The 24,841-nt window shown below is 46.7% G+C and carries 37 protein-coding genes and 1 tRNA gene; 35 read left to right on the forward strand and 3 right to left on the reverse strand.

What is annotated here, in order from left to right:
- The first annotated feature begins 17 nt into the window (after window positions 1-17).
- The 3 genes from PG862_RS06230 to PG862_RS06240 all read left to right on the forward strand — a co-directional run bounded on the left by PG862_RS06230 (window position 18) and on the right by PG862_RS06240 (window position 2,700).
- Window positions 18-707, forward strand: coding sequence for a response regulator transcription factor (locus tag PG862_RS06230; protein WP_118629397.1), 690 nt, complete (start codon window positions 18-20; stop codon window positions 705-707).
- A complete protein-coding gene (locus tag PG862_RS06235) occupies window positions 683-1,948 on the forward strand; it encodes a sensor histidine kinase (protein WP_270487306.1) in 1,266 nt (421 codons plus the stop codon). The genes PG862_RS06230 and PG862_RS06235 overlap by 25 nt, the downstream gene beginning before the upstream one ends.
- 113 nt (window positions 1,949-2,061) lie before the next feature.
- Window positions 2,062-2,700 carry an ABC transporter ATP-binding protein gene (locus PG862_RS06240; RefSeq protein ID WP_333563193.1) on the forward strand — a complete coding sequence of 213 codons (639 nt, stop codon included), beginning with the start codon at window positions 2,062-2,064 and terminating at the stop codon, window positions 2,698-2,700.
- On the opposite strand, the gene PG862_RS06245 is transcribed toward PG862_RS06240, so the two are convergent.
- From PG862_RS06245 to PG862_RS06255, 3 genes are all read right to left on the reverse strand, one after another.
- Window positions 2,595-3,992, reverse strand: a complete 1,398-nt coding sequence (locus PG862_RS06245; protein WP_243105374.1) for a recombinase family protein — start codon at window positions 3,990-3,992, stop codon at window positions 2,595-2,597. The two genes, PG862_RS06240 and PG862_RS06245, sit on opposite strands and share 106 nt — an antisense overlap.
- 113 nt (window positions 3,993-4,105) lie before the next feature.
- Window positions 4,106-4,945: a DUF4236 domain-containing protein gene (locus PG862_RS06250; RefSeq protein ID WP_154300097.1), complete on the reverse strand. Its 840-nt coding sequence runs from the start codon at window positions 4,943-4,945 to the stop codon at window positions 4,106-4,108.
- Between the two features lie 236 nt (window positions 4,946-5,181).
- Window positions 5,182-5,646: a helix-turn-helix domain-containing protein gene (locus tag PG862_RS06255; RefSeq protein WP_055285962.1), complete on the reverse strand. Its 465-nt coding sequence runs from the start codon at window positions 5,644-5,646 to the stop codon at window positions 5,182-5,184.
- 188 nt (window positions 5,647-5,834) lie between these two features.
- On the opposite strand from PG862_RS06255, the gene PG862_RS06260 reads away from it, so the two are divergent.
- From PG862_RS06260 to PG862_RS06415, 32 genes are all read left to right on the forward strand, one after another.
- Window positions 5,835-6,014 (forward strand): hypothetical protein, encoded by a 180-nt coding sequence (locus PG862_RS06260; protein WP_055285960.1) that lies wholly within the window; start codon window positions 5,835-5,837, stop codon window positions 6,012-6,014.
- A gap of 14 nt (window positions 6,015-6,028) precedes the next feature.
- Window positions 6,029-6,166, forward strand: a complete 138-nt coding sequence (locus PG862_RS06265; RefSeq protein ID WP_171905518.1) for a hypothetical protein — start codon at window positions 6,029-6,031, stop codon at window positions 6,164-6,166.
- Window positions 6,167-6,274: 108 nt separating this feature from the next.
- Entirely contained in the window at window positions 6,275-7,282 is a 1,008-nt protein-coding gene (locus tag PG862_RS06270; protein ID WP_270706869.1) for a hypothetical protein, read from the forward strand.
- Between the two features lie 365 nt (window positions 7,283-7,647).
- Window positions 7,648-8,583: a rolling circle replication-associated protein gene (locus tag PG862_RS06275; RefSeq protein ID WP_270706870.1), complete on the forward strand. Its 936-nt coding sequence runs from the start codon at window positions 7,648-7,650 to the stop codon at window positions 8,581-8,583.
- Window positions 8,574-8,873, forward strand: coding sequence for a hypothetical protein (locus tag PG862_RS06280; RefSeq protein ID WP_173860674.1), 300 nt, complete (start codon window positions 8,574-8,576; stop codon window positions 8,871-8,873). Before PG862_RS06275 ends, PG862_RS06280 begins: the two co-directional genes overlap by 10 nt.
- 3 nt (window positions 8,874-8,876) lie before the next feature.
- On the forward strand, window positions 8,877-9,287 hold the full coding sequence (locus PG862_RS06285) for a hypothetical protein (protein WP_173860675.1): 411 nt from the start codon (window positions 8,877-8,879) through the stop codon (window positions 9,285-9,287).
- 5 nt (window positions 9,288-9,292) lie between these two features.
- Complete coding sequence (locus tag PG862_RS06290; RefSeq protein WP_270706871.1) at window positions 9,293-9,868, forward strand: hypothetical protein; 576 nt, start codon at window positions 9,293-9,295, stop codon at window positions 9,866-9,868.
- Complete coding sequence (locus PG862_RS06295; protein WP_270706872.1) at window positions 9,865-10,251, forward strand: hypothetical protein; 387 nt, start codon at window positions 9,865-9,867, stop codon at window positions 10,249-10,251. Before PG862_RS06290 ends, PG862_RS06295 begins: the two co-directional genes overlap by 4 nt.
- A 3-nt stretch (window positions 10,252-10,254) precedes the next feature.
- Window positions 10,255-11,103 (forward strand): phosphoadenosine phosphosulfate reductase domain-containing protein, encoded by an 849-nt coding sequence (locus tag PG862_RS06300; RefSeq protein WP_270706873.1) that lies wholly within the window; start codon window positions 10,255-10,257, stop codon window positions 11,101-11,103.
- A 5-nt stretch (window positions 11,104-11,108) separates the two neighbouring features.
- A complete protein-coding gene (locus PG862_RS06305) occupies window positions 11,109-11,723 on the forward strand; it encodes a hypothetical protein (RefSeq protein ID WP_270706874.1) in 615 nt (204 codons plus the stop codon).
- Entirely contained in the window at window positions 11,716-12,120 is a 405-nt protein-coding gene (locus PG862_RS06310) for a VRR-NUC domain-containing protein (protein ID WP_118638223.1), read from the forward strand. Before PG862_RS06305 ends, PG862_RS06310 begins: the two co-directional genes overlap by 8 nt.
- Window positions 12,114-12,419, forward strand: a complete 306-nt coding sequence (locus PG862_RS06315) for a hypothetical protein (protein ID WP_118638222.1) — start codon at window positions 12,114-12,116, stop codon at window positions 12,417-12,419. The genes PG862_RS06310 and PG862_RS06315 overlap by 7 nt, the downstream gene beginning before the upstream one ends.
- Window positions 12,416-12,667, forward strand: coding sequence for a hypothetical protein (locus PG862_RS06320; protein ID WP_118638221.1), 252 nt, complete (start codon window positions 12,416-12,418; stop codon window positions 12,665-12,667). The genes PG862_RS06315 and PG862_RS06320 overlap by 4 nt, the downstream gene beginning before the upstream one ends.
- On the forward strand, window positions 12,651-13,211 hold the full coding sequence (locus tag PG862_RS06325) for a hypothetical protein (protein ID WP_173860680.1): 561 nt from the start codon (window positions 12,651-12,653) through the stop codon (window positions 13,209-13,211). Before PG862_RS06320 ends, PG862_RS06325 begins: the two co-directional genes overlap by 17 nt.
- 14 nt (window positions 13,212-13,225) lie before the next feature.
- Window positions 13,226-13,486, forward strand: a complete 261-nt coding sequence (locus tag PG862_RS06330; RefSeq protein WP_118638219.1) for a hypothetical protein — start codon at window positions 13,226-13,228, stop codon at window positions 13,484-13,486.
- A 3-nt stretch (window positions 13,487-13,489) separates the two neighbouring features.
- Window positions 13,490-13,684 carry a hypothetical protein gene (locus PG862_RS06335; RefSeq protein ID WP_118638218.1) on the forward strand — a complete coding sequence of 65 codons (195 nt, stop codon included), beginning with the start codon at window positions 13,490-13,492 and terminating at the stop codon, window positions 13,682-13,684.
- Complete coding sequence (locus PG862_RS06340; protein WP_118638217.1) at window positions 13,665-13,844, forward strand: hypothetical protein; 180 nt, start codon at window positions 13,665-13,667, stop codon at window positions 13,842-13,844. The genes PG862_RS06335 and PG862_RS06340 overlap by 20 nt, the downstream gene beginning before the upstream one ends.
- A complete protein-coding gene (locus tag PG862_RS06345; RefSeq protein WP_270706876.1) occupies window positions 13,825-14,124 on the forward strand; it encodes a hypothetical protein in 300 nt (99 codons plus the stop codon). The genes PG862_RS06340 and PG862_RS06345 overlap by 20 nt, the downstream gene beginning before the upstream one ends.
- A gap of 147 nt (window positions 14,125-14,271) precedes the next feature.
- The gene (locus PG862_RS06350; protein WP_118638216.1) at window positions 14,272-14,550 is read left to right on the forward strand and encodes a hypothetical protein; all 279 of its coding nucleotides are present in this window, start codon (window positions 14,272-14,274) and stop codon (window positions 14,548-14,550) included.
- A 3-nt stretch (window positions 14,551-14,553) separates the two neighbouring features.
- A tRNA-Arg gene (locus PG862_RS06355) sits at window positions 14,554-14,626 on the forward strand.
- A 50-nt stretch (window positions 14,627-14,676) separates the two neighbouring features.
- Entirely contained in the window at window positions 14,677-15,438 is a 762-nt protein-coding gene (locus PG862_RS06360) for a ParA family protein (protein ID WP_118638215.1), read from the forward strand.
- A gap of 30 nt (window positions 15,439-15,468) precedes the next feature.
- A complete protein-coding gene (locus PG862_RS06365; RefSeq protein WP_270706878.1) occupies window positions 15,469-16,890 on the forward strand; it encodes a ParB/RepB/Spo0J family partition protein in 1,422 nt (473 codons plus the stop codon).
- Between the two features lie 11 nt (window positions 16,891-16,901).
- The gene (locus tag PG862_RS06370) at window positions 16,902-17,147 is read left to right on the forward strand and encodes a hypothetical protein (protein ID WP_243105373.1); all 246 of its coding nucleotides are present in this window, start codon (window positions 16,902-16,904) and stop codon (window positions 17,145-17,147) included.
- Between the two features lie 156 nt (window positions 17,148-17,303).
- On the forward strand, window positions 17,304-17,435 hold the full coding sequence (locus tag PG862_RS06375) for a hypothetical protein (RefSeq protein ID WP_270706880.1): 132 nt from the start codon (window positions 17,304-17,306) through the stop codon (window positions 17,433-17,435).
- A 46-nt stretch (window positions 17,436-17,481) separates the two neighbouring features.
- Window positions 17,482-17,964 (forward strand): sigma-70 family RNA polymerase sigma factor, encoded by a 483-nt coding sequence (locus tag PG862_RS06380; protein WP_118638213.1) that lies wholly within the window; start codon window positions 17,482-17,484, stop codon window positions 17,962-17,964.
- A gap of 196 nt (window positions 17,965-18,160) precedes the next feature.
- Complete coding sequence (locus PG862_RS06385) at window positions 18,161-18,970, forward strand: phage terminase small subunit-related protein (protein WP_270706882.1); 810 nt, start codon at window positions 18,161-18,163, stop codon at window positions 18,968-18,970.
- 202 nt (window positions 18,971-19,172) lie between these two features.
- Window positions 19,173-19,583, forward strand: a complete 411-nt coding sequence (locus tag PG862_RS06390; RefSeq protein ID WP_270706883.1) for a hypothetical protein — start codon at window positions 19,173-19,175, stop codon at window positions 19,581-19,583.
- Entirely contained in the window at window positions 19,564-21,399 is a 1,836-nt protein-coding gene (locus PG862_RS06395; protein WP_118638210.1) for a phage terminase large subunit family protein, read from the forward strand. Before PG862_RS06390 ends, PG862_RS06395 begins: the two co-directional genes overlap by 20 nt.
- Window positions 21,400-21,636, forward strand: a complete 237-nt coding sequence (locus PG862_RS06400) for a DUF6148 family protein (RefSeq protein WP_118638209.1) — start codon at window positions 21,400-21,402, stop codon at window positions 21,634-21,636. It abuts the gene before it with no gap.
- A 145-nt stretch (window positions 21,637-21,781) separates the two neighbouring features.
- On the forward strand, window positions 21,782-23,338 hold the full coding sequence (locus tag PG862_RS06405; protein WP_207665265.1) for a phage portal protein: 1,557 nt from the start codon (window positions 21,782-21,784) through the stop codon (window positions 23,336-23,338).
- Window positions 23,307-24,488 (forward strand): head maturation protease, ClpP-related, encoded by a 1,182-nt coding sequence (locus PG862_RS06410; RefSeq protein WP_270706885.1) that lies wholly within the window; start codon window positions 23,307-23,309, stop codon window positions 24,486-24,488. Before PG862_RS06405 ends, PG862_RS06410 begins: the two co-directional genes overlap by 32 nt.
- A gap of 13 nt (window positions 24,489-24,501) precedes the next feature.
- Window positions 24,502-24,837: a hypothetical protein gene (locus PG862_RS06415; protein WP_173860693.1), complete on the forward strand. Its 336-nt coding sequence runs from the start codon at window positions 24,502-24,504 to the stop codon at window positions 24,835-24,837.
- Window positions 24,838-24,841 lie beyond the last annotated feature (4 nt).

A 24,841-nucleotide genomic window follows, 5' to 3' on the forward strand; every position in this document is an offset into this window, starting at 1 on the left:
AGAGAGGTGCATATGCTATGCCAGGTATACTCGTGGTTGAAGATGATGAAAATTTAAATCGTGGAATTACATTTTCACTGAAAAAATCCGGATATGATGTTTTTTCAGCAGAATCAGTGAAAAAAGCGAAAAGAATTGCAAGTGATAATAATGTGGATGTTACCATTTGTGATGTGAATCTTCCGGATGGGAATGGACTGGAATTTGTAAGGTGGATGAGATGCAATTATAATACATACATTATTTGTCTTACAGCACTAGATCAGGAGATGGATCAGGTCATGGGATATGAAGCAGGGGCAGATGATTATATTACAAAGCCGTTTAGTCTTTCGGTACTTCTTTTGAAAATAGAAGCACATTTCCGCCGCAGACAGGAGAAAACGGAAGCCGGAAAGATGATTTCGGGAGATATCGTATTTATCGCAGGAGAAATGAAAGTCCTGATAAAGAGTCGTGAAATCAGTCTGACAAAAACGGAGTTGAAAATGCTGACTTTTTTTCTTCAGAATCCGAAACAGATTCTTTCAAAAACACAAATATTGGAAAATGTGTTTGATCTGGAAGGGGATTTTGTGGATGAAAATACAATCGCTGTCAATATCAGAAGACTCCGTGAGAAAATCGAAGACAATCCGGCTGCACCGGTCTATATAAAGAATATCAGAGGTCTTGGGTATATATGGAATCAGGAGGTAAGGCAGTGACAAAGAGATATCGCAAGAAGATTACAGTAGTGCTCTCCTTGGTATTACCTGTCATAGTATTGTTTGCAATATTAAATGGCTTTACCACGTATGTGTTTTATGAAGATTATAAATATAAAATGAATCTTATGACAGACATTGTTGCAAAGGAAGAATTTTCCGGGCTGGATGCTGTTTCGGAATTGCTTAAGGATAAGGATATTGAAACCAACGAACAGGGAAGGCGATTATTGGAGCAATATGGATACTGGGGGAATAAAGGGAATGCATTTTATTCGCAATTCCGGCATCAGGTTATGGTGACCGGTGCTGTAAGCACTGTGATATGCGTGCTTCTTTTGATTATTTTATTTTATTGGAAGAAGACAGAAGATGCGTGTCATCAGAAAATATTAGACCAGTTGGAAGAAATTCTGATCAGATTCCGTGAAAATAAATTTGATGATTTACTGAAAACGGAAAATCATGCAGAACTGGAAAAATTGAATGATCAGCTTGAAGCAATCGGACATCATATTCAGTTGCTAAAGGAAGAAGCACGGGCAGAAAAAGAGAGCACGAAAGAAATGGTTTCTGATATCTCTCATCAGTTAAAGACACCGGTTGCAGCTTTGGATACATGTTTTAGTGTGCTGATGCAGAATGACTTAAGTGCCACAGAACAGGAGGAGTTTCGTATCCGTTGTCGGAGTGCTCTGGATGGACTGGAGACATTATTGCAATCGCTTCTTGAAATATCCAAGATGGAAACCGGATTGATTCAGATTAATAAGAAAAAACTTCCGCTTATGGATACTGTCATATCTGCTGTGAACCGTATTTATCCCAAAGCGGATGAGAAAGAAATTGAATTTGTTTTTGAATATGAAAAAGAGATGGAAACATGCACGATTATGCAGGATAAAAGGTGGCTTGGTGAAGCTTTTATCAACGTTCTGGATAATGCGATCAAGTACAGCCCGGATGGTTCAAAAATATTTATCCGGTTACAAAAAAGAAACGATCTTGTAAGAATGGAAATTGAGGATCAGGGAATTGGTATTCCGCAGAATGAGTATCACAAAATTTTTCAACGATTTTACAGAGGAAGTTCCCGGGAGGTCATGGAAAAGAGTGGTACAGGAATCGGACTTTTTCTATCGAGAGAAATTATCGAAAAACACGGAGGTACAATTATGGTAACCTCCGGCAAAAAGAAAAAAGGAAGCACGTTTGTGATTCAATTACCATATGTTGGTTAAATTTTAAGTGGGCAGAAATCTTACAATTCTGTAAGACTTCTGCTCGTTTTTTGAAAGTGAAATGAAAGATTGCCCTGATACAATTTGGATGTAAGATGAAAAGGAGGCAACACATGAGTGTGATATTAGAAACCAAGCAGCTTTGTAAATTTTATGGCGCGGGTGAGAATCAGGTCAAAGCGGTCAATAAGGTGGACATTCAGATTGAGCAGGGAGAATTTGTCGCAATTGTCGGAAAGTCAGGTTCCGGTAAAAGTACATTACTTCATATGCTTGGAGGGCTTGACACCCCTACAAAAGGCAGTGTTACTTTAGCCGGTAAAGATTTATACAGGATGAAGGAAGATGCCCTTGCTGTTTTCCGCAGAAGAAAAATCGGATTTGTTTTTCAGGCATTTAATCTGGTTTCGTCTGTTAATGTATGGGAAAATATTGTACTGCCACTGGGGCTGGATGGAAGAAAAGTGGATGAAGCGTATGTAAATGATATTATTGCAACTCTGGGGATTGAAAAGAGGATTTACAATCTGCCAAATCAGTTATCCGGAGGACAGCAACAGAGAGTAGCGATTGCAAGAGCACTGGTGAATCGTCCGGAAATCATATTTGCGGATGAGCCGACGGGTAGTGTCACATTAGTACAACACTACCCAAAAACAACACCCGTGATATTCTGGTCATTATCAATTCTAATTTCTTTAATGACAGAACGCCAAAGCGTGCGTTTTTCTTCACGGGTCAAATTCTCATAAATTGTTTTGAAATCATTATCAAGGAGCCTGCGGACGGCTGCGAAGTCTGGCGGCGGTTCAATGCTGGGTTCCGGTATCTGTTTAAGTGCAGCAGTATATATTTGATAGTCCCTTTTGTAGTCCTCAATGTCTATTAAGTCATTCACATATAATTCTTTTAACTTGGTCAGCTTCCGTTTCAGTGCTGCTTTATCAGTGCGGGCAACGGACGCTTTCTTTTTGGCTGCGGCAACTTCCCATTCCAGCTGGCAGCGTTCCAGTTCCTCTGCCAGATGTTCAAACAGCCACTTTTCCACGACGTCTTCACGGGCTGAATGATTATGAGAGCAGCGCCCACGCTGGAAATGCTGGTTGCAGCGGTAATAATAATAATCACTTGACTTGTACCCGACCAGTTTATGCCCACATTCAGCGCAAGTCAGAATGGAAGTGAAAATATATACCTTGCCAGACGGAACAGAACGTGCGTTGCGTTCCAGAAGCGCTTGCACACGGTCAAACTGCTGCTTGCTGATGATTGCCGGGCAGAAATGGTCATTGAACCTGCCGCCCCGGTCATACACCCCAGTATACAGCTTTTCTTTCAGCATACGCCGGAAAGTGGCGTCACACCAGTTCACGCCGTAGGTTTCCCGGATATAGCGGACAGTAGCACGCTGGGAAATCGAAGTTTCAAAGTAGTTGAAAGCGTCTTGCACAATGGCTGCGTCTTCTGGCACAACTTCCAGCCGCTTTTCCTCATTAACACGGAAGCCAAAGGGAGCAGAGCCGGAAACAACGGTGCCGTGGGCAATCTTACTGTCAAATACAACGTCTATTCGTTCCCCGTCAATGTCCGCTTCATTCTGGGCAATGGACAGCTTCACGTTAATATACAGACGCCCGTTTGCGGTTGTGGTGTCATATTCTTCATCAGTGGTTTTCCAGTCGCAGTTGTGCGCTTCCAGAACTTCCATGATTTTATAATAATCTGCCACGGAACGAAACCAGCGGTCAAGGCGGCAGAAAAGCAGAATATCCACTTCATCACGCTTCACACTGTCCATCATGCGTTGAAAGTCGGTTCTTTTATGAATGTTCTTTCTGGCGGTCTTGGCAGCGTCAATGTAAATTCCAACAATGACCCAGCCACGTTCCCTTGCGTATGCTTCCAGTCGTTCTTGCTGGGCTTCCAGTGACAGACCTTTTATTTTCTGTTCTTCCCCGGAAACCCTTATATATAAAGCAACCCGGACAAGTTCCGGGCTTAAATCAATCTTTTTCACTATTGTATCACCTGCATTTCCTTTCATTTCCCGCCTGCTGGTGATATAATCAAAATTGCAGACGGTATTGTTGTATCTGGTATGACATATCTTTGCACGCCCCGGAAGTGTTCCCAGCACGACCGGGGCATTTTGTTTTATTAGTCTTTCAGAATGTCGTCTGTAAAGGCTGTTATTTTCTGACTTACAAAAGAAGAATAGTTTTCTAAATCCTGTTTAGGGTTATCACCTTGCAGCATGACAAATTCAGATAAAGCAACAATCTGATTTTGTACGTCAATCAAGGCTTGACCGTAGTATGAAACGTCTGGACCGAAGCCAACGGAAGAAACCTGCTCATAATGCCACGCAGCACGCTTCTTTAAATCCACCAGAACAGGAACGGACGCTTTTTGCAGCTGGGAAACGGTCTTTGCGTCGGAGTGTACCAGCTGCCCCCAGCGTGTCAGCTGTTCTTCCGTGATGTATCGTGGGTCTTCCGGGTGTCGCTTTATGTGTATAAAGCTATACAGACAGAAGATACCGAACAGGGCGGCAACAACTGAAAAAATAACATGAGAAGAAGCAAAGAGGAACACGGCACCAGCCAGAGCAACGACGCCGAACACAACAAAGCTGGCGTCTGGTCTTTCCTGCAAAACTGCCGTGGTCTTTGGCGGCTTCTCTTTTGGCTGCGCAGCTGCTTTCTGAACTTTAGCAGGAGCAGGAGCGGCAGCAGGAGAGGAAGCAGAGGAACTGGCGGCGGCAGCAGTGGAAGAAACACGGCTGCTGACTGTCTTTTTCTTTTTGCTTTTCAAATTCTCGGTCTTAACGTAAGAAACACCAGTGCCGGGAACCCCTATGCTGGTTGTGACCCTGCCGCTGCTGTTTATACTTTTACGATACCCCTTGACGCCTGCACTTATACCAACGCTTTTCTTGCTGATGTTAAGACGGACGCCGGGGGCAATTTTCACGCTTTTTCTGAAACGTAAACCCATATAAAACCACCTTTCTTGCGAACATCCACAAAAACATAGAAATTATAATAGTGAGTGCGCCCAGCCTTGCCACGCTGGAAAGGTGGTCACACATGATAAAAAAATATATACGCTGGTATGATTACAGAGTGTACGCAATCTATTACAGCAGCATAAACACTATTTATTATAATTTAGATTTCAATGGAGCAACGCAACTTATAATTTGTAAATAGCGGGGGACGCTGGGTGCGTTATCACCCGGCGTCTGTCCCGGAAACACTGCCAGTGTCAACGGGCGGGCACTGGGCTTCTAAATCTTCTGGATTGTCTGGAACTAACAATGCAGGGTCCGCAGTAACAGCAGCGACAAGCCTGCGTTTGAAAAATTCCACGGCAGTTCTTCTAATTTCTGGGTCAAGTTCAAAGTACGTCTTTATGATTTCCAATTCAAGACCCGTGGCACCTTTAGACTTCACGAAGTCGTCAAGGCTGAATGTGTCCGGCTGTATATACATTTCACCAGAACCAGTGCGCAACCATTCTTCATTCACATTATAAAGAAGACAGATTGCCTTGATTGTCTGGTCAGTGACGGTTGAGCCGTCCCGTTCCATGTAGCTGACGCCAGTTTGCTTCATTCCCAGACTTACTGCAAATTCAGTCTGGCTGATGTGCAAAACATCTTTTCTAAAATGCTTCACACGTTCATTGATAGTCATTTGACTTCACCGCCTTTCTTTTATGTTTAAAGAATAGCAGTAACCGCTAAAAAAGTCAATATTAAAAACGGAAAAAGGGTTGACAAATAGCAGTAACCGCTATAATATATAGTTAAACAAGCAGTAACCGCTACAACAGAAGCGTTTACCGCTTGCGAAACCACACAGCATGAAAGGAGGAACAGACCATGACAGAAGTTAAAAACATGGAAACCATGATTGCAACTGAAAACCAGCAGGAAGCAACAGAGGTCATGGCTTTTCTGGGGGAACTTGAACCGCAGGAAAAGAAAGACTTTCTGGTGTTCATGCAGGGCATAAGATTTGCAAAGGGCATGGCACAGAAAATTGCGCCGCAGTCCGTATAAAGGAGGGCGCAGGAATGGAAGTACAAGGGACATTCAATGCCCAGCGCTTTTTTGAAACGCTGGCGCTGATTATATCCCAGCGGGAGGGCGTGAAAGTCACCGTGACAGTGACACAGCCAGAGCCGGAGAAGAAAGAAAAGCAGTCAGCGTGAGCGCCGGGCAGCAGCAGAAACAAAGGTTTTTCAAAAGTCAATAGCAGTGAATAGCAGCAAGGCTGTTCAAATAAAAATCATACCAGATACAAGGAGGAAAGCCACAAAATGAAAGAATTTGTGAAGAAAAAAGCAGTCATTGTCATGGACAGTGCAGGACTGCCAAACTACATGACCATGTTTTATATGGAGCCGGGGACCTATGAGCCGGAGGACGTGCCGGAACTGTTCAAAATCAGAAACAAGATTGTTCCTGCGGTTCTGGTGTCGCAGTTCACCAACACCATGATTAAGGGCGTCCCGGCGTCCTTACCTTACCAGCAGCCAAAACACACTATCAGTTATGATGAAGCGGCGGCAGCCTGCGGAAGAAAAGGCAAGGGCTGGCACCTTATGACAAATACAGAGTTTGTCTATCTACTGCATGAAGCAGAGGAACTGGGGCACACAATCGGCGGTAATACAAACTACGGCAGCAACTCAAAGAATGAGCAGGAAAGCGGCGTGAGATACGACAGCGCCGGACGCACGCTGACCGGGTGCGACCCCCTCACATGGTCCCATGACGGAACAGCAGACGGCGTGTTTGGTCTTTGCGGTAATTTCTGGGAATGGGTCACGGGCTTGCGTCTGCACAAAGGCGTTGTGGAATACACGCCGAACAACGACGCAGCAGTTGAGGGCTACACAGAGAAGCCAGACTGGACCGTTGCAGAGGTGAACGGCAGACCGTTGAAGCTGTACGGCAACAGTGCTGGTGATGTGGTAATGTCCGTTGCGGAAGAAATCGAAGAAAACTGGGAGGGCTGCCACATGGCAGACTTGCAGCTGGAAGAACTGGACGAAGTGCCGGAAATTGCGTACAAGCTGGGAATTGTACCGCATGACTGGAAGCATGAAACAGCTGGACTTTGGGCAGACAGCGAACTTGAAGAAAGCGTGCCTTTCCGGGGTTCGAGTTTCGGCTACGCTTCCGGCGGTGGCGCTGGTGCGCTGTACTTGTACTACGCCCGTTCTCTCGTCATCAGCGATGTGTCGTTGCGTTCCGCTTTGTTCTTGGAAGACTGGGAACTGGTAACTGAATTACTGAAAGCGGGTGCGACAGCGCACGCATAAAGAACAGACGTTCTGATATTTGACCCATGAAAAAGGGCAAGCAAAAAGCCTTTGAAGATGTGCCGGAAACACAAAATCAAAGGCTTTTCAAAAGTCAATATGTAATAATTCAATACACGTTTATTATACCATATTGGCGGCTACAAGTCAAACATTTTAGAGGGCGAAAGCCTTTGAAAATAGCGGGTTTCAAACCTGTTAAACGGGCTTGTATGGGGTATTAACATTCCTACGAAATATATAAATATATATACGCTGTATGGATAATGAACAGGAGGGATAAGAGGGAGAAGAAGAACTCCACCCCACTTCTGGTATACCCTTATACGCTTAAAACGGTATAGGACAGAAAAGGAAGTGCAGTGGTGTTCATAAGGGAGAAGAAGATAGACTGCGCAGAGTATAGAGAAGTGGATATAATACCACGAACAGAAGCAGCAGAGCAGGCAAGCAGAGGAAAGAGGGGTAAGAAAAGAAAGGTTAATGCCCCAAAGCAAAAGGACTTGAACGACAAGAACGCTAAACGCTATCTGGTACAGTTGGGAAATGGCAACTTCCACATAGGGGACCTGCATACAAGTTGCACATATAGCGCAGAGAACCTGCCGGGAACGGTAGAGGAAGCAGAAAACATTGTGACAAACTACCTGCGGAGAATAGCATACCGCAGAAAGAAGCTGGGGTTAGAACCCCTTAAATACATACTGGTAACAGAATACAAGTACAGCAAGGATGGTCAGTATCTTAAAAGAATACATCACCATATCATTATGAACGGTGGTTTAGACCGTGACGACGTGGAATTGATGTGGACGAAAGACCGTATCAACTGGAAGAAGACAGACGACCCAGAGTATAGAGCCAGTATAAAGCAGCTGGGCTGGGTTAATGCAGACCGCCTGCAAATGAATGAGAACGGCATAGAGGGGCTTTGCAAGTATATTGTGAAAGACCCGCAGGGAAAGAAACGCTATTCAAGCAGCAGGAACCTTGACCGCCCGGAAACAACCAGAGAGGACGGAGGGGAAAAGCAGCAGCGTGACCAGAACCACTGGAAGTATAGCCGCAATCTGTCAGACCCAACGGAAAAGTGCAATGATTTCAAGTACAGCAAACGCAAGGTAGAGCAGCTGGCGAAGTCACCAGACGGCGGGCTGGAAGAATTTAAAAAGATTTACAGTGATTATGACATTGTTTCATGCGAACCCGTGTTTTATGAACAAACCGGGTGGCATATTTACTTGAAAATGTGGAAAAAGAAGCCCAAAAAGGGCAGAAAGGAGGATAAAAAGTGCAGTTAGGTGAATTGATAGAGAAAATGACGACCAGTGACCGTCTGGTTATCATCAACGCTGCCGGGCAGGTGATATACCGTGGCTATGCGGCAAACTTTGCACACGGGACAATAAACCCATTGCGCCGGGTGAAACGCTTTGGGCTGGGTATGGAAACGTACAAGCGCACAGAAAAGATGTGGGACTGGGCAAACATACGGGAACTGCCGGAGCAGATACCAGTTGAACAGCTAGGACAATATGACATAGGGCAGCTGCAACAGCTGTTATTTATCCGGGTGATTTTGGAGGAATAAGGCATGGAGAACGAAAAGAAAGCATGGCAGACGCCAGAATTGCAGGAAATGGCAGTTGTTGTCCTATCACTGCACCAGAAATGGTGGCAGAAAATGGCAGCAGGTGAAAAGGTTCTGGAACTGCGGAAGTCAAAGCCGCAATGCAAAGCGCCGTTCCGGGTGCTGGTGTATGTCACAGGCGGCGTGGGCGTAGTCGGTGAATTTGTCTGCCCGGAAGTTCTGGAAATCAAGAACTTTGAAGAAGCAGAAAAGAAAAGCCGGGTGCCAGCACATGACATTCACAATTATGCGGCGGGCAGTAGAAACAAGGTGTATGGCTGGGAGATAACAGCCGTCAAGGAATATCCACAGGCAGTGGCGCTGGAAGAACTGGGAATGAAGCGTGCGCCGCAGTCGTGGCAGTATGTGAGGTAGAGAACATGGACCAGATACAACGGGAAAAGATAGCTGAAAAGCTAAAGAAAATTAAAGCATTGGCAGAACGTGGAGTAGGCGGCGAGAAAGAAACCGCAATGCGTATGTATGAGGACTTAAAAACCAGATACGAACTGGAAGACGAAGAAATCATGCTGGACGCAGTAACGCTTCACTGGTTCGGATATGCAACGGAACTGGAAGAAGAACTGCTGACCCAGATTTTCTACAAGGTCACGGGCGGCACGACATATCACATTTACACGGGCAAATACAGCCGCAGGAAGAAGCGTGGCTGCGATTGCACAGAGATTGAAGCAGCGGAAATCACATTGCTTTTCAATTTCTACAAAGCGGAATTGAAGCGGGAACTGGAAGCGTTCATGGTAGCTTTCAGAAGCGGCAACAACCTTTACCCGGACAAGACCGCCCGTTGCTACAAAGAGAACAACGGACCTGCGCCGGAGAGAACCGACGAAGAAAAGCGAATGTTGAAAAAGGCTGCGTGGTATTCACAGGTGCTTGACAAGAGAAGACCGCCACGGGCACTGATTGGAGAACCGGAGGTGGAAGAAGATTGAGTGAAGACAGAAAGAAAATCATTGCAAAGCTGATAAAGATAAAAGCCCTTGCGGAACGTGGCGTGGGCGGGGAACAGGCAACAGCGCAGCTGATGTATGACACCTTAAAGAAGCGTTACGGCATAACAGACGAAGAAGTGAGCCGGGCAGCAGGCGGCACGGTGGATATAACAGAAATTGACTTGAAACAGTGCTGGGGGCTTGCGTTTGCACTGGGTGTGATAGCAAACAACCTGCAAGACGAAATGGAGTTATGCACAATTTGTCCACATACTCACACAGAGGATTGCGCAGGGTGCGGCACGCACGAGAACATAAAGGATTTGCAGATACAGTATGAAACCATGAAGCAGAAACTTGAAGAAGTGGCAATGGAGGTATAGGGCATGGCAAGAACAAAAATACTGGTGCCGCCAGAAAAGCAGTGCGGGTATACTTCCGTTATCGTTTCATACAGCACAGGGATTGACAGCACGGGCGCTATTTACTGGGCAACACAGAATTTTGCGCCAGAAAAAATATTCCTGCTGTACTGCGACACTGGCGCAGAATACAGCGTGAATGAAGCATTGTTTTTCAATACTGCAAAGGTTCTGGGACTGAAACCAATATTGCTGAAAGCGCCGAAAGACTTTCTGTATCTGCTTTTGAATGAGCGGTTGAAGTTCCCGGACAGCAAGAACCGCTGGTGTACGGCGTATCTGAAAACGGCGGTGACTGACCACTGGATAAGGACACACCGGGACATACTGGGCGAAAAGTGTTTGTTCATATCCGGGGAACGCCGGGACGAAAGCAGAGGGCGTGCAAAGCTACCAGAATATGAGTATCACAGCACGACGTTGAAAACAGAGCGCAAGGGCAAGTTTGAATGTCATTGGCTGCGCCCGGTGCTGGACTACGAAAAAGGCAAGATGTTTGAGTTTGGAAAACGTTTGGGGCTAGACCCGCACCCGTGTTATGAATACATTGACCGTTGCAGCTGCATGATGTGCATATTTGCGAAAAATGAACAGGTCATGGAGAACATGAAGCGGCACCCGGAAGCAATGCGGAAATGGGTAGACGCAGAAGCAAAGCTGGGGTTCACATGGAAACAGAAAACAAGCCTGCAAGAATTGTGGGACCAGTGTTTTGATATTGACGACGTGACCGAAACGGACACACCAGAACAGACGGGAGGTGACGCCGGGTGTCAGAAACAAGAAAGCGAAGAAAAAAGCCGCAGGAGGTAAAGACAATGAACGAAGAACAGAGAATGGCAGAGGTTGAGAGGTTCAAGAACTACTTTGCGTACATAAACAGACCGGGAGCAGATAAGCTGCTTGCGTGGTTGGAAGAAGTAGGGTTTTTCACAGCACCAGCAAGCACGAAGTATCACGGAGCATACGCAGGCGGTCTGGTGGAGCATACAAACAATGTATACCGCAGATTGGTGAAGCTGGCAGACGAAGAAGACAAAAGGCTGGGCAGAACATATCCAGAATATACGGTGGACACAATCGCAGTTGTGGCGCTTCTGCATGATGTTTGCAAGGCAGACGCATATAAAATTAAAAAAGAGGACCTTAACTGCCCATACAAAACAGTGGTGAAAAAGGTGTACTGGACGTACACAAACAATTTACCGCTGGGACACGGTGAAAAATCGGTTATACAGATTATGCGCTTTATGCAGTTGAGCGAAGAAGAAATGCTGGCTATACGCTGGCACATGGGCGCTTTTGATTATGCAACAAAAGGTGGTAGCTGCGATATGAACAACGCTTTTGCGGGCAGCAGGCTTGCAGTCATGCTGCACATTGCGGATATGGAAGCAACACACCTTGACGAAAGGAAAGAAAAACATGAGTAGAGCATATTACAGAAAGCGCAGCGAAGCCACAGAGCAGGAAAGAGTTATGAACTGGGCGACGTTCTACGCAAAGGACTTCCCGGAACTGGCACTGCTGCACCATATCCCAAACGGCGGCAGCAGAAACCAGCTGGAAGCCGCCAACCTCAAACGGCAGGGCGTGAAAGCCGGGGTGCCGGACTTATGCTTGCCAGTACCCAGAAACGGCAAACACGGGCTGTATGTGGAAATGAAGTGGCAGAAGAATAAAACCACGGACAAGCAGGACTGGTGGCTTGACCAGCTGCGGCAGCAGGGATATGAAACGGCGGTCTGCTGGACTGCGGAAGACGCAATGGACACCATAGCGGGTTATCTGGGAGTTATGGAGCAGACAGGAAGAAAGGTGGAATGGTAATGGGCTACATGGATAAGACATTGAAACAGACGGTGCCGTATTACAGCACCATGAAGCGTGCAGGGGCGTTCAGACAGCCCCAGAAGCCACAGAAGCGGCAGAAAAGAACGACGCTGACAGAATATAGCCAGAACGGACAGAAAGCCGTATTGAAGCCGCACGTTACCGTCAATCAAGCAGCAAAGAAACTGTATGATTATGAGCAGACGGGACTTTCACCGCATGAGGTAGCAAACCTTGTTGAGCAGGTGCAGAACTTGACAAGGCGTGTCAAGAAGTATGAAAGCTGGGAAGAATGACAGACGTTGAACGCTGCGTGATATGTAACGAGATTATCCCGGAGGGTTCGCAGGTCTGCACCGCCTGCCAGAAGAAATATGACATTGTGACCGGGGAAACAGAGGAAATGGCACAGGAGTTGCGGGACGTGGCAGCAGTGCTGAAAATCACGGAAGCCACAGACACGAACATTAGAACGTCAATGGAAAGCATACTGCGGATAGCAGACAGGCTGGAAAGGAAAAACAAAGGTGAAAAAAGACGATAAAATCAAATTACCCCAGTATTTGCCGTTAATCGTAAAAGCAAGGTTACATACTGGCGGCAGAGAGTATGAGAAAATCAAACAGGAATTAAAGGGGCAGGGCTTCACCTGCAATCAGATGAAAAGCATGGTGCGTGAGGGTAACTATTTTGACGGGCTGGTGTTGTATCTGTCAAAGTGGAACTGGGACAACCACGAAAGCTGGCACCTTTATAGCTGGGACGATAAAGACGACGAAAAAGTTATGCTGGGAATTTATGAAGCGGAGCAGTACCACCCATACAACCGATATAAGGGAGATTTTGAGAAGTTCCAGAGCGACTGGAAAAACGAGGAATACGACCCCGGTATGACATTCACTTTCAAAGACAGTGAAGTTGAGGTGCTGGAAGTCCTGCAAGAGGAAGTGGACAACATAGACCATGAAGCAGTTAAAAAGCAGGTGGCGGCGGCAGAGGACGCACAGTACCAGAAACGGAGAAAACAGCGACAGCGCCGCAAGCAGAGAGCCAGCAAGGGCAGCAGGTATCACAGAAAATTCTTTTGACGGAGGAAATGACAATGGCGAAGATTTCAAAGAAAACAATAGAGAGTCTGCGGGAGTTCTTAGACCGTGGCTGCGATTATGCCGGGACACAAGAAACGGTAACAGAAATTGCAAACGAAGCGTTGAGGGAAAACGGCTGCGAGTTGTGCCAGTGTGACGACGCCAGCGTGTGCGACTGGGACGGTGACGAAGTATGCACGGTAGAAGATTTTGCAAATGTCTTCTGGGACAAAGCAGTTGAGAAAATCTTAAACGTGTTAGCTACGGAGGAATAAGGCATGGCAAAGGGTAAGAAGCATTACAGCGGCAAAGAGTTGATAAGACGCCGCCAGATAGAGCGGCAGCAGGCAGAACAGCAGCAGGGAAACAGACTGACAAAGACATTGAAACAGGTCAACCAGTTACGCCCAGTCATTGAGAGGGCAAAACAGAGAATGAGGGAGGGCAAAGAAAATGGCAGCGTTCTTGATTGAAACAGCAAAAGCACTTCTGACATTCATTGCGGTATGCGTAGGACTTGGCGTGCTGTATCTGGTGTTTGTGGTTGTTAGGGAAGTTGGTTGGATTGTAAAGCAGGAGAACCGCAGGAAATATGAGCAGGAGGGAAAAGAGAATGGAAACGGAAGTATTTAAAGCGGTGTGCCCGTTAGAGATTGGGGACACGGTAGCAATCGGAGCAGGAAAGACCGCAGCAGGAGTGAGAACGGCATATTATCTGCCAGCGGGCATGGAAGTAGTTGTGGCGGGTACGGTATCAATACACACGGTCACGGACATTTCAACAACGCATTATCTGAAAAGCGGCAAAACAGTATTCAGATATGAATTGAACGGGTCCGGCAGATATGAAATATTAAACGTGAAAGTCCCGGTAAGAGAAACGGCAGACGAACTGAACCGCCGTGGCAGATAAAAATAAATACTTACGGAAGTATATAAAATGCACAAATATACTTCCGTAAGATTGTGTAAAATGTCGATTGCTTTTATACTTCCGTAAGTATATAATAAAGACAGTCAAAGGAACAACAACACAACATAGAAAACGGAGGTATAAGCAATGACAAAGAAGCAGTTAAAAGAAGCATACACAAACTGGAATAGAGAAATCACAAAGCTGGGAGAAAGAAAAAGAGAAATTTTCAAAGAGTTGCAGGAAATGTGCGCAGAGAAAGGCGACGGGAACCGCTGGTGTTGCATTGAAAAGTTGGTAGAGGAACTGACAAAGAAAGGCTATGTATACACCGCTATGAACTTGATAAGTGAGTATTACAATATATGCGGACAGGAAGAAGCGTTGCTGAACCTTGCATTAGCAACAAATAATTTTGAGATTTAAAAAGCACGGGTGGCGCAATGGATAGCGCAGCAGCCACCGAAGCTGCCGGGTGCGGGTTCAAGTCCCGTCCCGTGCATTACTGGGAAAAGAAACTATAAACATACCAGATACAAGGAGGAATACCCCATGAAAACATTATCAATCATTAACTTAAAAGGTGGAGTGGCAAAGACCATTTCCAGCGTTAATATGGCACACATTCTGGCAGCAGTACACGGCTGCAAAGTCCTGTTAATCGACAACGACAAGCAGGGGAACGCCAGCAAGATTTTGAACCGCCACAGTTACGACCATAAGGGAACCGCAGAGGTTATGACCCAGCGTGGCATTGACCCGGCAGCAGTTATCCAGCACACCGATTATGACGGCTTGGACATTATCACAGCAAACATGAACCTGCTGACAGCCAATTTGGAAGTCATGCTGGACCAGTCCAGACCGCAGCAGACCCGCTTTGTGAAGTTTCTTGACGGGTTACAGCAGGAATATGACTACTGCATTATTGACAACGCCCCGGACATTAACATTTCCACAATCAATGCGCTGGTGGCTTCACAAGACGTCATGGTGCCTATCACTATTGATGATTTTGCGATTGACGGGTTGGCAGAGCTGAAAGAACAGATTGACAACACCCGTGAGGATTTGAACCCGCAGTTGCGCTTTTGCGGTTGCTTTGTCACCCAGTACGACAGAACCAATGAAGCGGACACACAGGGGGAAGAATTTCTGAAAACACTTGAATACCCGGTTTTCAATACGCATATCAGAAAGACACCGAAAATGAAGCCCAGCACGTTTGAGAGATTGCCAATCATTCTGTATTCACCACGTTGCGGAGCAGCAGCAGACTATAAAGCATTGGTGGACGAGTGGTTGAAGATGTGACCAATTCGGACACGTTAGGAGGGAAAAAGCATGGCAGGAACAACACCGAAATTCAATCTGACAAGATTATTAAATGAGCGTTCCAGAGAAGCAGCAGTGCAGGAAAACAAGGAGGAGAAAACAGCAGAGATTGCCACGCCGGAAGACGGCGTGAGCAGTACCGCTGATATTTACGACCTTATACCGTCCAAAGGCAATTTTTACAGCGTGGAAGATGTGCAGGACTTGAAACAGTCCATAGAACTTCTGGGAGTATTACAACCGCTGCTGGTCACTGATGAAGAAGAAGACGGCAAGCGCCGCATTATCGCAGGACACAGAAGACGCCTTGCGGTCATGCAGCTGGTGGACGAGGGAAAAGAGCGTTTCAGACGTGTTCCAATCTTAATCAAGCCAAAGAAAAACGCTATTCTGGACAGACTGGCACTGATTATGGCAAACCGCTTCCGTGAAAAGACAGACTGGGAACGCATGACAGAAGCATTGGAAACAGAGAAACTGGTGCTGGAATTGAAAGAAAGCATGAGTCTTCCGGGTAGAACCCGTGATTTGCTGGCTGAAATCATAGAAACGTCACCTGCACAGATTGGAAGATATAAGGCAATATATAACAACCTCATTCCAGAGTTAATGGCAGAGTTTAAGGCAAACAGAATTGTTGTATCTGTAATTTATGAAGCGTCCGGGCTTCCGGCAGACTATCAGCAGCAGGCGGCAGAAATGTTCCGGGAAAATGAGGTGCTGACAATAGCAGATATTAAGCAGTTAAAGAAGAACTATGAAGCGGCGCAGCAGATACCGGGACAAATGGACATGAGCCAGTTTGAAGACCAGCAGCAGGCAGCGGGAGAGGAAACAACGACCGCAGAGGGCGAAGAAGACCAGAAGCCGGAGGAAGAAACGGAAACGGGAGCAGAGGGAACAGAGGGAGCAGAGGAAGCCGCCGGGCAGCAGCCAGAATATGTGGACCCGCAGCCGGAGCAGATAACGTCATTGTGTTACAGATGCACACATTATGAGGATTGCCACGACAAGACAGCAACCGTGACAAGCTGCAATGCTTACAAGAACCGCAGAGAAGCCCAGAAGACGGACGAAGAACGATACAACGAGGAACAGGCAGCTATTGACCGGGAAACCAGAAAGAAGCTGCGTGAGAAGCAACAGGAAGAAAAAATGCAGCAGTTACCGTCTGACGGTCAGCAGAAGCAGAGGGACATTAGATTGACGCCGCAGAAGTACGCTGAAATCACCGCAGGCAAGCTGACGTTCCTTTTGCTGAAAAAAGACGGCTTCAAAATCGGTGAGGAACTGGAACTGGGAGAGTTCACGGACGGAAAAGCGACAGGACGCAAGATTGACGTTGAGATTGTTTATATCTGGGCAGACTGGACGGGGCTTGATGATGATTACTGCATTATCGGTTTCAATGTCACGGCATTTGATGAATAGGAGGTGAGGACGTGCCAATAAACATGACGGACTATAAAATGATAGTCCATGAAAGAGTATACAACGTACTGCAAATTATACTTGATTTTGACAGGGGACCCGCAGAGGACGGGACCCCGCCACAGCCGAAATTCATTGACGCAGTATACATTGACGAAGACGGAGTAATAAAGACCATGCGTGATGAAGCGTGGTGTTTCCAGTTCGTAAGGAGAAACGGAGGTACAGCGAATGGAAAGACCAGTAATAATGGTTGACACGGACGAAATGCCCGTGTTCTGCCGCAATCAGTGTGCAAACGTAAAATGCGCAAAGCATATTTCAAAGGCTTATGAGTGCGGCGGGGCGTGTTCTATGCAGCTATTGAGAGGGCAGCCAGAATGTGCCGGGTACATATCACGGAGGAAACACAAATGAAAGAAAACGTGTGCGTTGACTGCAAATATTATGAACGCTGCGGAAAGCCGGAAAGATACATGAAATGCATGGGGTATGAGGAACGGCAGCAGGCAGCAGAGGAAACCGAAACTGACGTGCATGATTGACAGCCGGGAAAGACTGGCAGAAAGGCAAGAAATGGAGGAATAGCAAATGGCGCAGGCAATGGAAAAAAGCAAGGTGATTGAATTGTTGGAATACTACAAGGACATAGACGGGGAGGTGAGCATTTACAGAAAAATCATAACTGATTTAACGGACCAATACTACAACCCCATTGGCGCTATACAGTGCGACGGTCTTCCAAAGGGGAAAAATAATATATCACGACAAACAGAAAATATGGCGTTGAACATTCCAGATTATGTCAGCGGAGAAATCAGAGAGTATGAAGAAAAGGTGCAGCAGTTGCAGAACCTCAAAGCGCAGATGTTACAGGAGATTTCAAGGTTGAAACTGAAAGAAAAGCGCATTATTTTTGATTTTTACATTCACAACCTCAAATGGGAGCGAGTAGCGGAACGGAACGCATACAGTGAACGGCAGTGCAAGAACATTAGAGATAATGCCCTTGAAACGCTTTCACAGAGGTTCGGAAAGAACCAGATTATTTCACAATTTCATAAGGTTGCATAAAGCAATCATTGCCCGCCATTGCCTGCGATTTGCTGATATAATTTATATCAGTAAAGCAGGCTTTACGCCGTTATATTTGCACGTTGGCAATAGTGGGCTTTGACGATTTTTTGAAATTACAAAGCCCATAATTTTTTATACTTCCGTAAACCGGGAGGGTTCGGAAGAATGAAAACAAACGAAAAGAGGTGAGGACATGGGAAGACCACGCAACCCAGAACGGGACAAGTCACTACAACGCTATCTGGACGCAGACGGCAAGATTGGAACAGCAGAACTGGCGAAGCTGGCAGGTGTGCCGGAAAGCCGTATAAGGAAATGGAAGTCAGAAGACAGCTGGGAAGAAGCGTTAAAAAAGAAGCCCAGAAAAAGAGGGGGGCAAAAGGGAAATAAAAATGCAGCAGGAAAAACCCCAGCAAAAAAGGGGAATAAAAACGCCGTGACGCATGGTGCCTTTGCACAGGCGGGCTATGAGGATATAGACCCGGAGCAGGCAGAAGCAATAAAGAACATGGGCACGCCGTCTGCACTATCGCAAATGATGAATGAATTGCAGGCGTTGTATGTACGCAAAGCCTATCTGGAAAGCCTACTGCAACAGTATGAAGCAGCAGACGCCGAGGGCTTCTACACTGATAAGATAGTACACATGATTGTACCAAAGAGTACGGAGGAACGCCGGGAGGAAGAAGACTGCGGCATGGAGCAGACGCAGGCAGCAGACCCAGAGGGCGGCAAGGAGATATACAAAACGGCTATGAAATCCATTATCAAGTCAAGTCCATTCGACAGGGCAATGAAAGTGGAAGCCGAACTAAACAAGCTGCATGGGCGTATCATTAAGCAGCTGGACAGTATCAAAGCCTATGAGTTGGAGGACAGACGCTTGACGCTGGCTGAAAAGCAATTTGAATTGAATAAACAGAAACTAACGGGTGAATTTGAGATTGACCCAGAGGAAGACGGAGAAAACGACGAAATAACGGGAATTGTGGACGAGGTTTGATAGGTTCTGTCAGCGCCCCAGAAGCACTGCGGGTACGCCGACGCCCAAAGGTTTCCTAGATATAAATTAAAAATTTTCACTTCCGCTTCCGAACCAGAAAAAAAGAAAGGGGGTGCGGTTTTTGAAAGCGTATACGTCAAAAGCGGTTGCCGCATGGCTTGACATATCAGAACGCAGAGTGCGCCAGCTGCGGGACGAAAAAGTGATAACGGAAATCAGACCGGGGCTGTACGATTTGAAAACCGTAAACCACCAATACATAAACTACCTGCGGAAGAACAACCCGGACAGCGAAAGCACAATAAATTACAATGCGGAACGGGCAAAACTGGTGAGAGCAAAGAGGGAAGCGCAAGAACTGGAATTGAAGCTGCGCAGAAATGAAGTTCACACCACAGAGGACGTGGAACAGGTAATGACAGACACGCTGGTTAGGTTCAAAACAAGACTTATGGCAATACCTGCAAAGTTAAGTCCGATTTTATCAAAGAAAAAGGACCAGACAGAAATTTTCAAGCTGCTGAAAAGCGCTATTGATGAGGTACTGGAAGAACTTTCAGACTTTCAGACAGTGTTTGGGTACGGTGTAGAAGATGAAGAAACACACAGCTGATATGTTCGCCCGCATTTTTAAGGTATTGCAGCCGCCACCGGAAATGACACTTTCCCAGTGGGCAGATAAATTCCGCAGGCTGTCTGCCGGGTCTTCCGCAGAACCGGGACGCTGGAAGACAGCAAAAGCCCCGTACCAGAAAGAAATCATGGACGCAATAACAGACATCACAATTAAAAAAGTGGTGATAATGTCAGCGGCGCAGGTGGGAAAAACAGACGCAATGGTGCTGAACCCTATTGGCTACTATGTGCATTATGACCCGTCACCGATTATGGTTATACAGCCCACAATAGACATGGCAGAGAAGTTTTCAAAAGAAAAGCTGTCACCCATGCTGCGTGATACCCCAGTACTTGCGGACAGAATAAACGAAAAGTCACGAAACAGCGGTAATACAATCATGCAGAAGATATTCCCCGGCGGTTTTATCACTATTGCCGGGGCAAATAGCCCAACGGGATTGCGTAGCCACACAATCAGAATATTGCTTGCGGACGAAATAGACGCATACCCAGCCAGTGCAGGAAAAGAGGGCGACCCGCTTCTATTGGCTTCAAAAAGACAGACGACGTTCTGGAACAAGAAGCAAGTGGACATTTCCACACCGACGGTCAAGGGCGTATCAAGAATAGAAGTGGAGTACGAAAACAGCAGCCGGGGAGAGTGGAACACGCCTTGCCCGTGCTGCGGAGAACTGCAACCGCTGGTCTGGTCAAATGTAGTCTTTGACAAAGAGGACTTGTCAGAAATCAAATACGCTTGCAGCAAATGCGGCGTCATATCCAGTGAAGCAGAGTGGAAAGAACACTTTACAGAGGGAACCTTTGTGCATGAGGACCCGGAAAACCCCGTGCGTGGGTTCCATTTGAACACGCTTGCGTCAACACTGACCACATGGCAAGAAGTGGTTGAAAAATTCTTGATTGCCAATGCAGAAATGAAAAAAGGCAATGTGGAATTGATGAAAGTATGGACCAATACGGAAATGGGGCAGACGTGGGAGGAAGACGGCGAAACCGTAGAAGACGACGAACTGATGAAGCGCAGGGAGAAGTACAACTGCGAAGTGCCAGAAGAAGTGCTGTATTTGACCGCAGGCGTGGACACGCAGGACGATAGATTTGAAATTGAGGTTGTGGGCTGGGGTCCAGAATATGAAAGCTGGGGAATTAAGTATGCCGTGATATACGGTGACACGTCGAACATGGAAGACCAGTGCTGGAAAGACCTTGACACGTTTTTGCAGCAGTCGTGGAAAAAAGCAGACGAAACGCAGCTGAAATTGTCATGCACCTGCATAGATAGTGGAGGACACCGAAGCAATCAAGTATATAAGTTCTGCAAAGCACGGTTCAATCGCAGGGTATTTGCAATCAAAGGTTCAAACGATAGTGCAGCGGCATACATTCAGAAGCCGACAAAAAGCAACCGTGAGGGCGCATATCTGTTCACGCTGGGAGTAGACACAGGAAAAAGTTTGTTAATGGACAGATTAAAGCTGGAAGACGAGGGACCCGGCTTTTGCCACTTCCCAAAGGAAGACGGCAGGGGCTATGATGAAAAGTATTTCAAGGGGCTAACGTCGGAAAAAAAGGTCATGCGCTATAAAATGGGCAGACCGTATTTTGCATGGGACCTGAAAGACAAAGGACAGCACAAACGAAACGAAGCGCTTGACTGCCGGAACTACGCCACGGCAGCTATTGAAATAACGGGCGTACCATTAAAGAAACCGAAAAAGAAAGAGAATAAGCCGCAGACAACAAAGAAAGTTGTGAAGCGGGGAAGAAGAAACAGTGGAGGTATATTATAAATGGCAGGAATTACACTGGAAACAGCAAAAAGGCACCTTGACGCATGGCTGGAAGCAGAACTGGCGGTGACAAATGCGCAGTCATACACAATCGGCAGCAGGACCATGACAAAAGCTGATTTAGCGGAAATCAGAAAGTCTATTGAATATTGGCAAGGAAAGGTCAATGCGCTGGAGAACGCAGCCAAACACGGCGGCAGAAACCGGGTAAAACGATTTGTACCCCGTGACTTGTAAAGATTGCCCGCTATTGCCCGTTTTAGGGGTTTATTTCCCCCCATTGCCCGCAAAAATGAGGTAATATTGTAGCGTGGAAAAATAAGAAAAGACAAAAAGCACCCGTGAAAAGGTGCTTTTTTCATGCCATAAAGGAGGTGAGAACGTGGGGATTGCAGCGGGAATTGATAAGGCAATAGCAGCGATTGCGCCGCAAACAGCACTGAAAAGGATTGCTGCAAGACAGAAATTGCAGATATTAAACAGCGGTTACAGCAATTATGGGGCAAGCGTAACAAAAAAATCACTTATGGGCTGGCTTCATGCTGGCGGCAGCAGCCGTGAGGACATAGAAGACAATGTTTCTGTCCTGCGGCAGCGCACCCGTGATTTATATATGGGCGTACCGATTGCCAACGGCGCTGTCAAGACCATGCGCACCAATGTAGTTGGGCGTGGACTACGTTTGAAACCGAACATAGACGCTGAAATATTAGGGCTGACACCAGAAGAAAGAAGAAGTCTGGAAAAGCAGATTGAAAGGGAATGGAACATCTGGGCAGAAAGCACAGATTGTGACATGGCACGCATTGATAATTTTTATGAGTTGCAGCAGTTGGCGTTTCTGAACTGGCTTATTTCTGGTGACTGCTTGGCAGTGCTGCCAGTAAAGCCCAGATTAAACCAGCCGTATGATTTGCGTGTGCAGCTGATTGAAGCGGACAGGCTTTGCAGCCCGGACAACTGCGACACAATAGACAACAAGATTGTTGGAGGTGTAGAGGTTGACCAGTCCGGGGAGGTGGTAGCGTACCACATAGCAGACCACCACCCGTTGTCATACGCATACACAGACATTAAATGGCAGAGGGTAGAAGCATTTGGAATAAAGACGGGCAGAAGAAATGTGCTGCACTTGATGAACCGTGAGAGGATAGAGCAGCGCAGGGGCGTTCCGTTCCTTGCCCCGGTCATTGAGAGCTTGAAGCAGCTTGGACGCTATACAGACGCAGAACTGGTGGCGGCGGTTGTGTCTGGAATGTTTACGGTGTTTATTGAAAAGGCAGACGCCAGCAACGAGGACGCAATAGGAAGCATGATACCAGAGGAAGTGCAGGTTGACGCAGAGGACGAAACCACCATTGAACTTGCGCCGGGTGCTGTCTTTGACTTAAACGAGGGCGAAAAAGCACATGACATGAACCCCGGAAGACCAAACGCCAATTTTAATGGCTTTGTGGAAGCTATATGCCAGCAAATAGGCGCTTCGCTTGAAATTCCTTATGAATTGCTTGTAAAACGCTTTAACGCCAGTTATACAGCCAGCAAAGGGGCACTGGAAGAAGCATGGAAAATGTTCAATATGTACCGGGATTGGTTGGCAACAGACTTTTGCCAGCCAGTGTACGAAGAATGGCTGACAGAAGCGGTGGCAAAAGGGCGCATCAAGGCACCGGGTTTCTTTACTGACGCAGTAATCAGAAAAGCATATTGCACGGCAAAATGGAACGGTCCGGCAAAAGGTATGCTTGACCCAGTAAAAGAGGTTACGGCAGCGGAAAAGAGAGTGCAAAACGGTTTCAGCACCAGAAGTGATGAAACAATGCAAATGACAGGTAGCGGCTATTACAGCAATGTTGAGCAGCTGAAACATGAAGAAAAAGAACTAAGGGAGGTAAGGAAAATTGCCAATGGAAATGCAGACGACCCGGCAACAGGATAACAGGCAACCGGGCAACCCATACGGGGTCACAACAAATAAATTCTGGAATTTCATTCCGGCAGCAGGCGACAAGCCACCAGAACTGCTTCTGTATGGAGCAATCAGCAGTCAGCAGTCATGGTGGGAAGACAGGGTAACACCGCAGCAATTCAACGCAGAACTTGCGGAACTGGGCGACGTCCCGGAAATTATCGTGCGCATTAACAGCGGCGGCGGTGATGTGTTCGCAGCAAACGCAATATTTACACGGTTGAAAGACTGTTCGGCGAAAGTGACGGTCAAAATTGACGGCTGGGCAGCTTCCGCAGCCACAATCATTGCAATGGCGGGCGACACAATCAAGATTGCCCGCAACGGCGTGTTTATGATACATGACCCAGCAATGACAGTCTGGGACACTTTCAAGGCAGAAGACTTTCTGAAAATGGCTGATGAATTGAAAGTGATTAAACAAAGCATTGTCAACACATACGCCAGCAAGACCGGGAGAAATGCAGAGGACATAGAACAGCTTATGTCAAATGAAACATGGTGGACAGGAGACACAGCCGTTGAAAATGGGTTTTGTGATGAACTAATGTTTGAAGAAAGCAGCACAGTTGTTGAAAATTCTTCAAAAATTGTGGTTAATTCAGTGCCCATTGATGTTTCTATGTTCAAAAGTATTCCAACACAGTTATTAAACAGCCCGCACAATCAAAATCCGGGTAGTTTGATAAATAATAGTGCAGCAGCAAGCAAAAAGCCACAGGAAAAGGAGGAACAACAAATGGCAGCACCAGAAAACAAAATCACAACGGTTGACGCACTAAAAGCCGCTTACCCGGATTTAGTAGCGACAATTCAGAACGACGCAGCCGCCACAGAACGTGCCAGAATTAAAAGCATTGAGGATTTGACAAACGGTAACTATGCAGCACTTGCGGCAGACGCAAAATTCACGAACCCAACTTCTGCGCAGGAATTGGCAGTGAAAATCATTGCAGAGCAGAACAAAGCTGGGGGCACATACATTGAGAACCGCCAGAAAGACGCACAGGACAGCGGGGCAAATGGAGTGATTGGAGTAGTGCCGGAGGACGGAGCAGGCGACAACGGCAAGAATGTTTTTGAAGCAGCTATTGACAAGCTGTTTCCAGAAGTGAAGTAAGGAGGTAGCAGGCATGAGCGAATATGCAGTAGAGAAAAGAGAAACAGCGCCGAAAAACTTCTTTGCTGGCGACTTCCCAACAGTGCCGGAAACGGGGACTGCGGGTGCGGATATTAAAGAGTATGCGCCAGTAATGGTTGACACGGCGAGTGACAACAAAATTATCCCGGTAGCCAAAGGAAGCGAAGCAAGCGCAATCGGCATTTCTGCGGCAGCAGCAGGAAACGGGGAACCCGTGACATATTACATGACAGGTGAGTTTTTCACCGACGCATTAAGCGTTGAAAGCGGCACTGATGTGGCGAAAATCAAAGAAGCATTAAGAAAAGTATCAATCTTTTTGAGATAAGGAG

It is taken from the genome of Clostridium fessum (assembly GCF_027698965.1).
Lineage (GTDB): Bacteria > Bacillota > Clostridia > Lachnospirales > Lachnospiraceae > Otoolea > Otoolea fessa.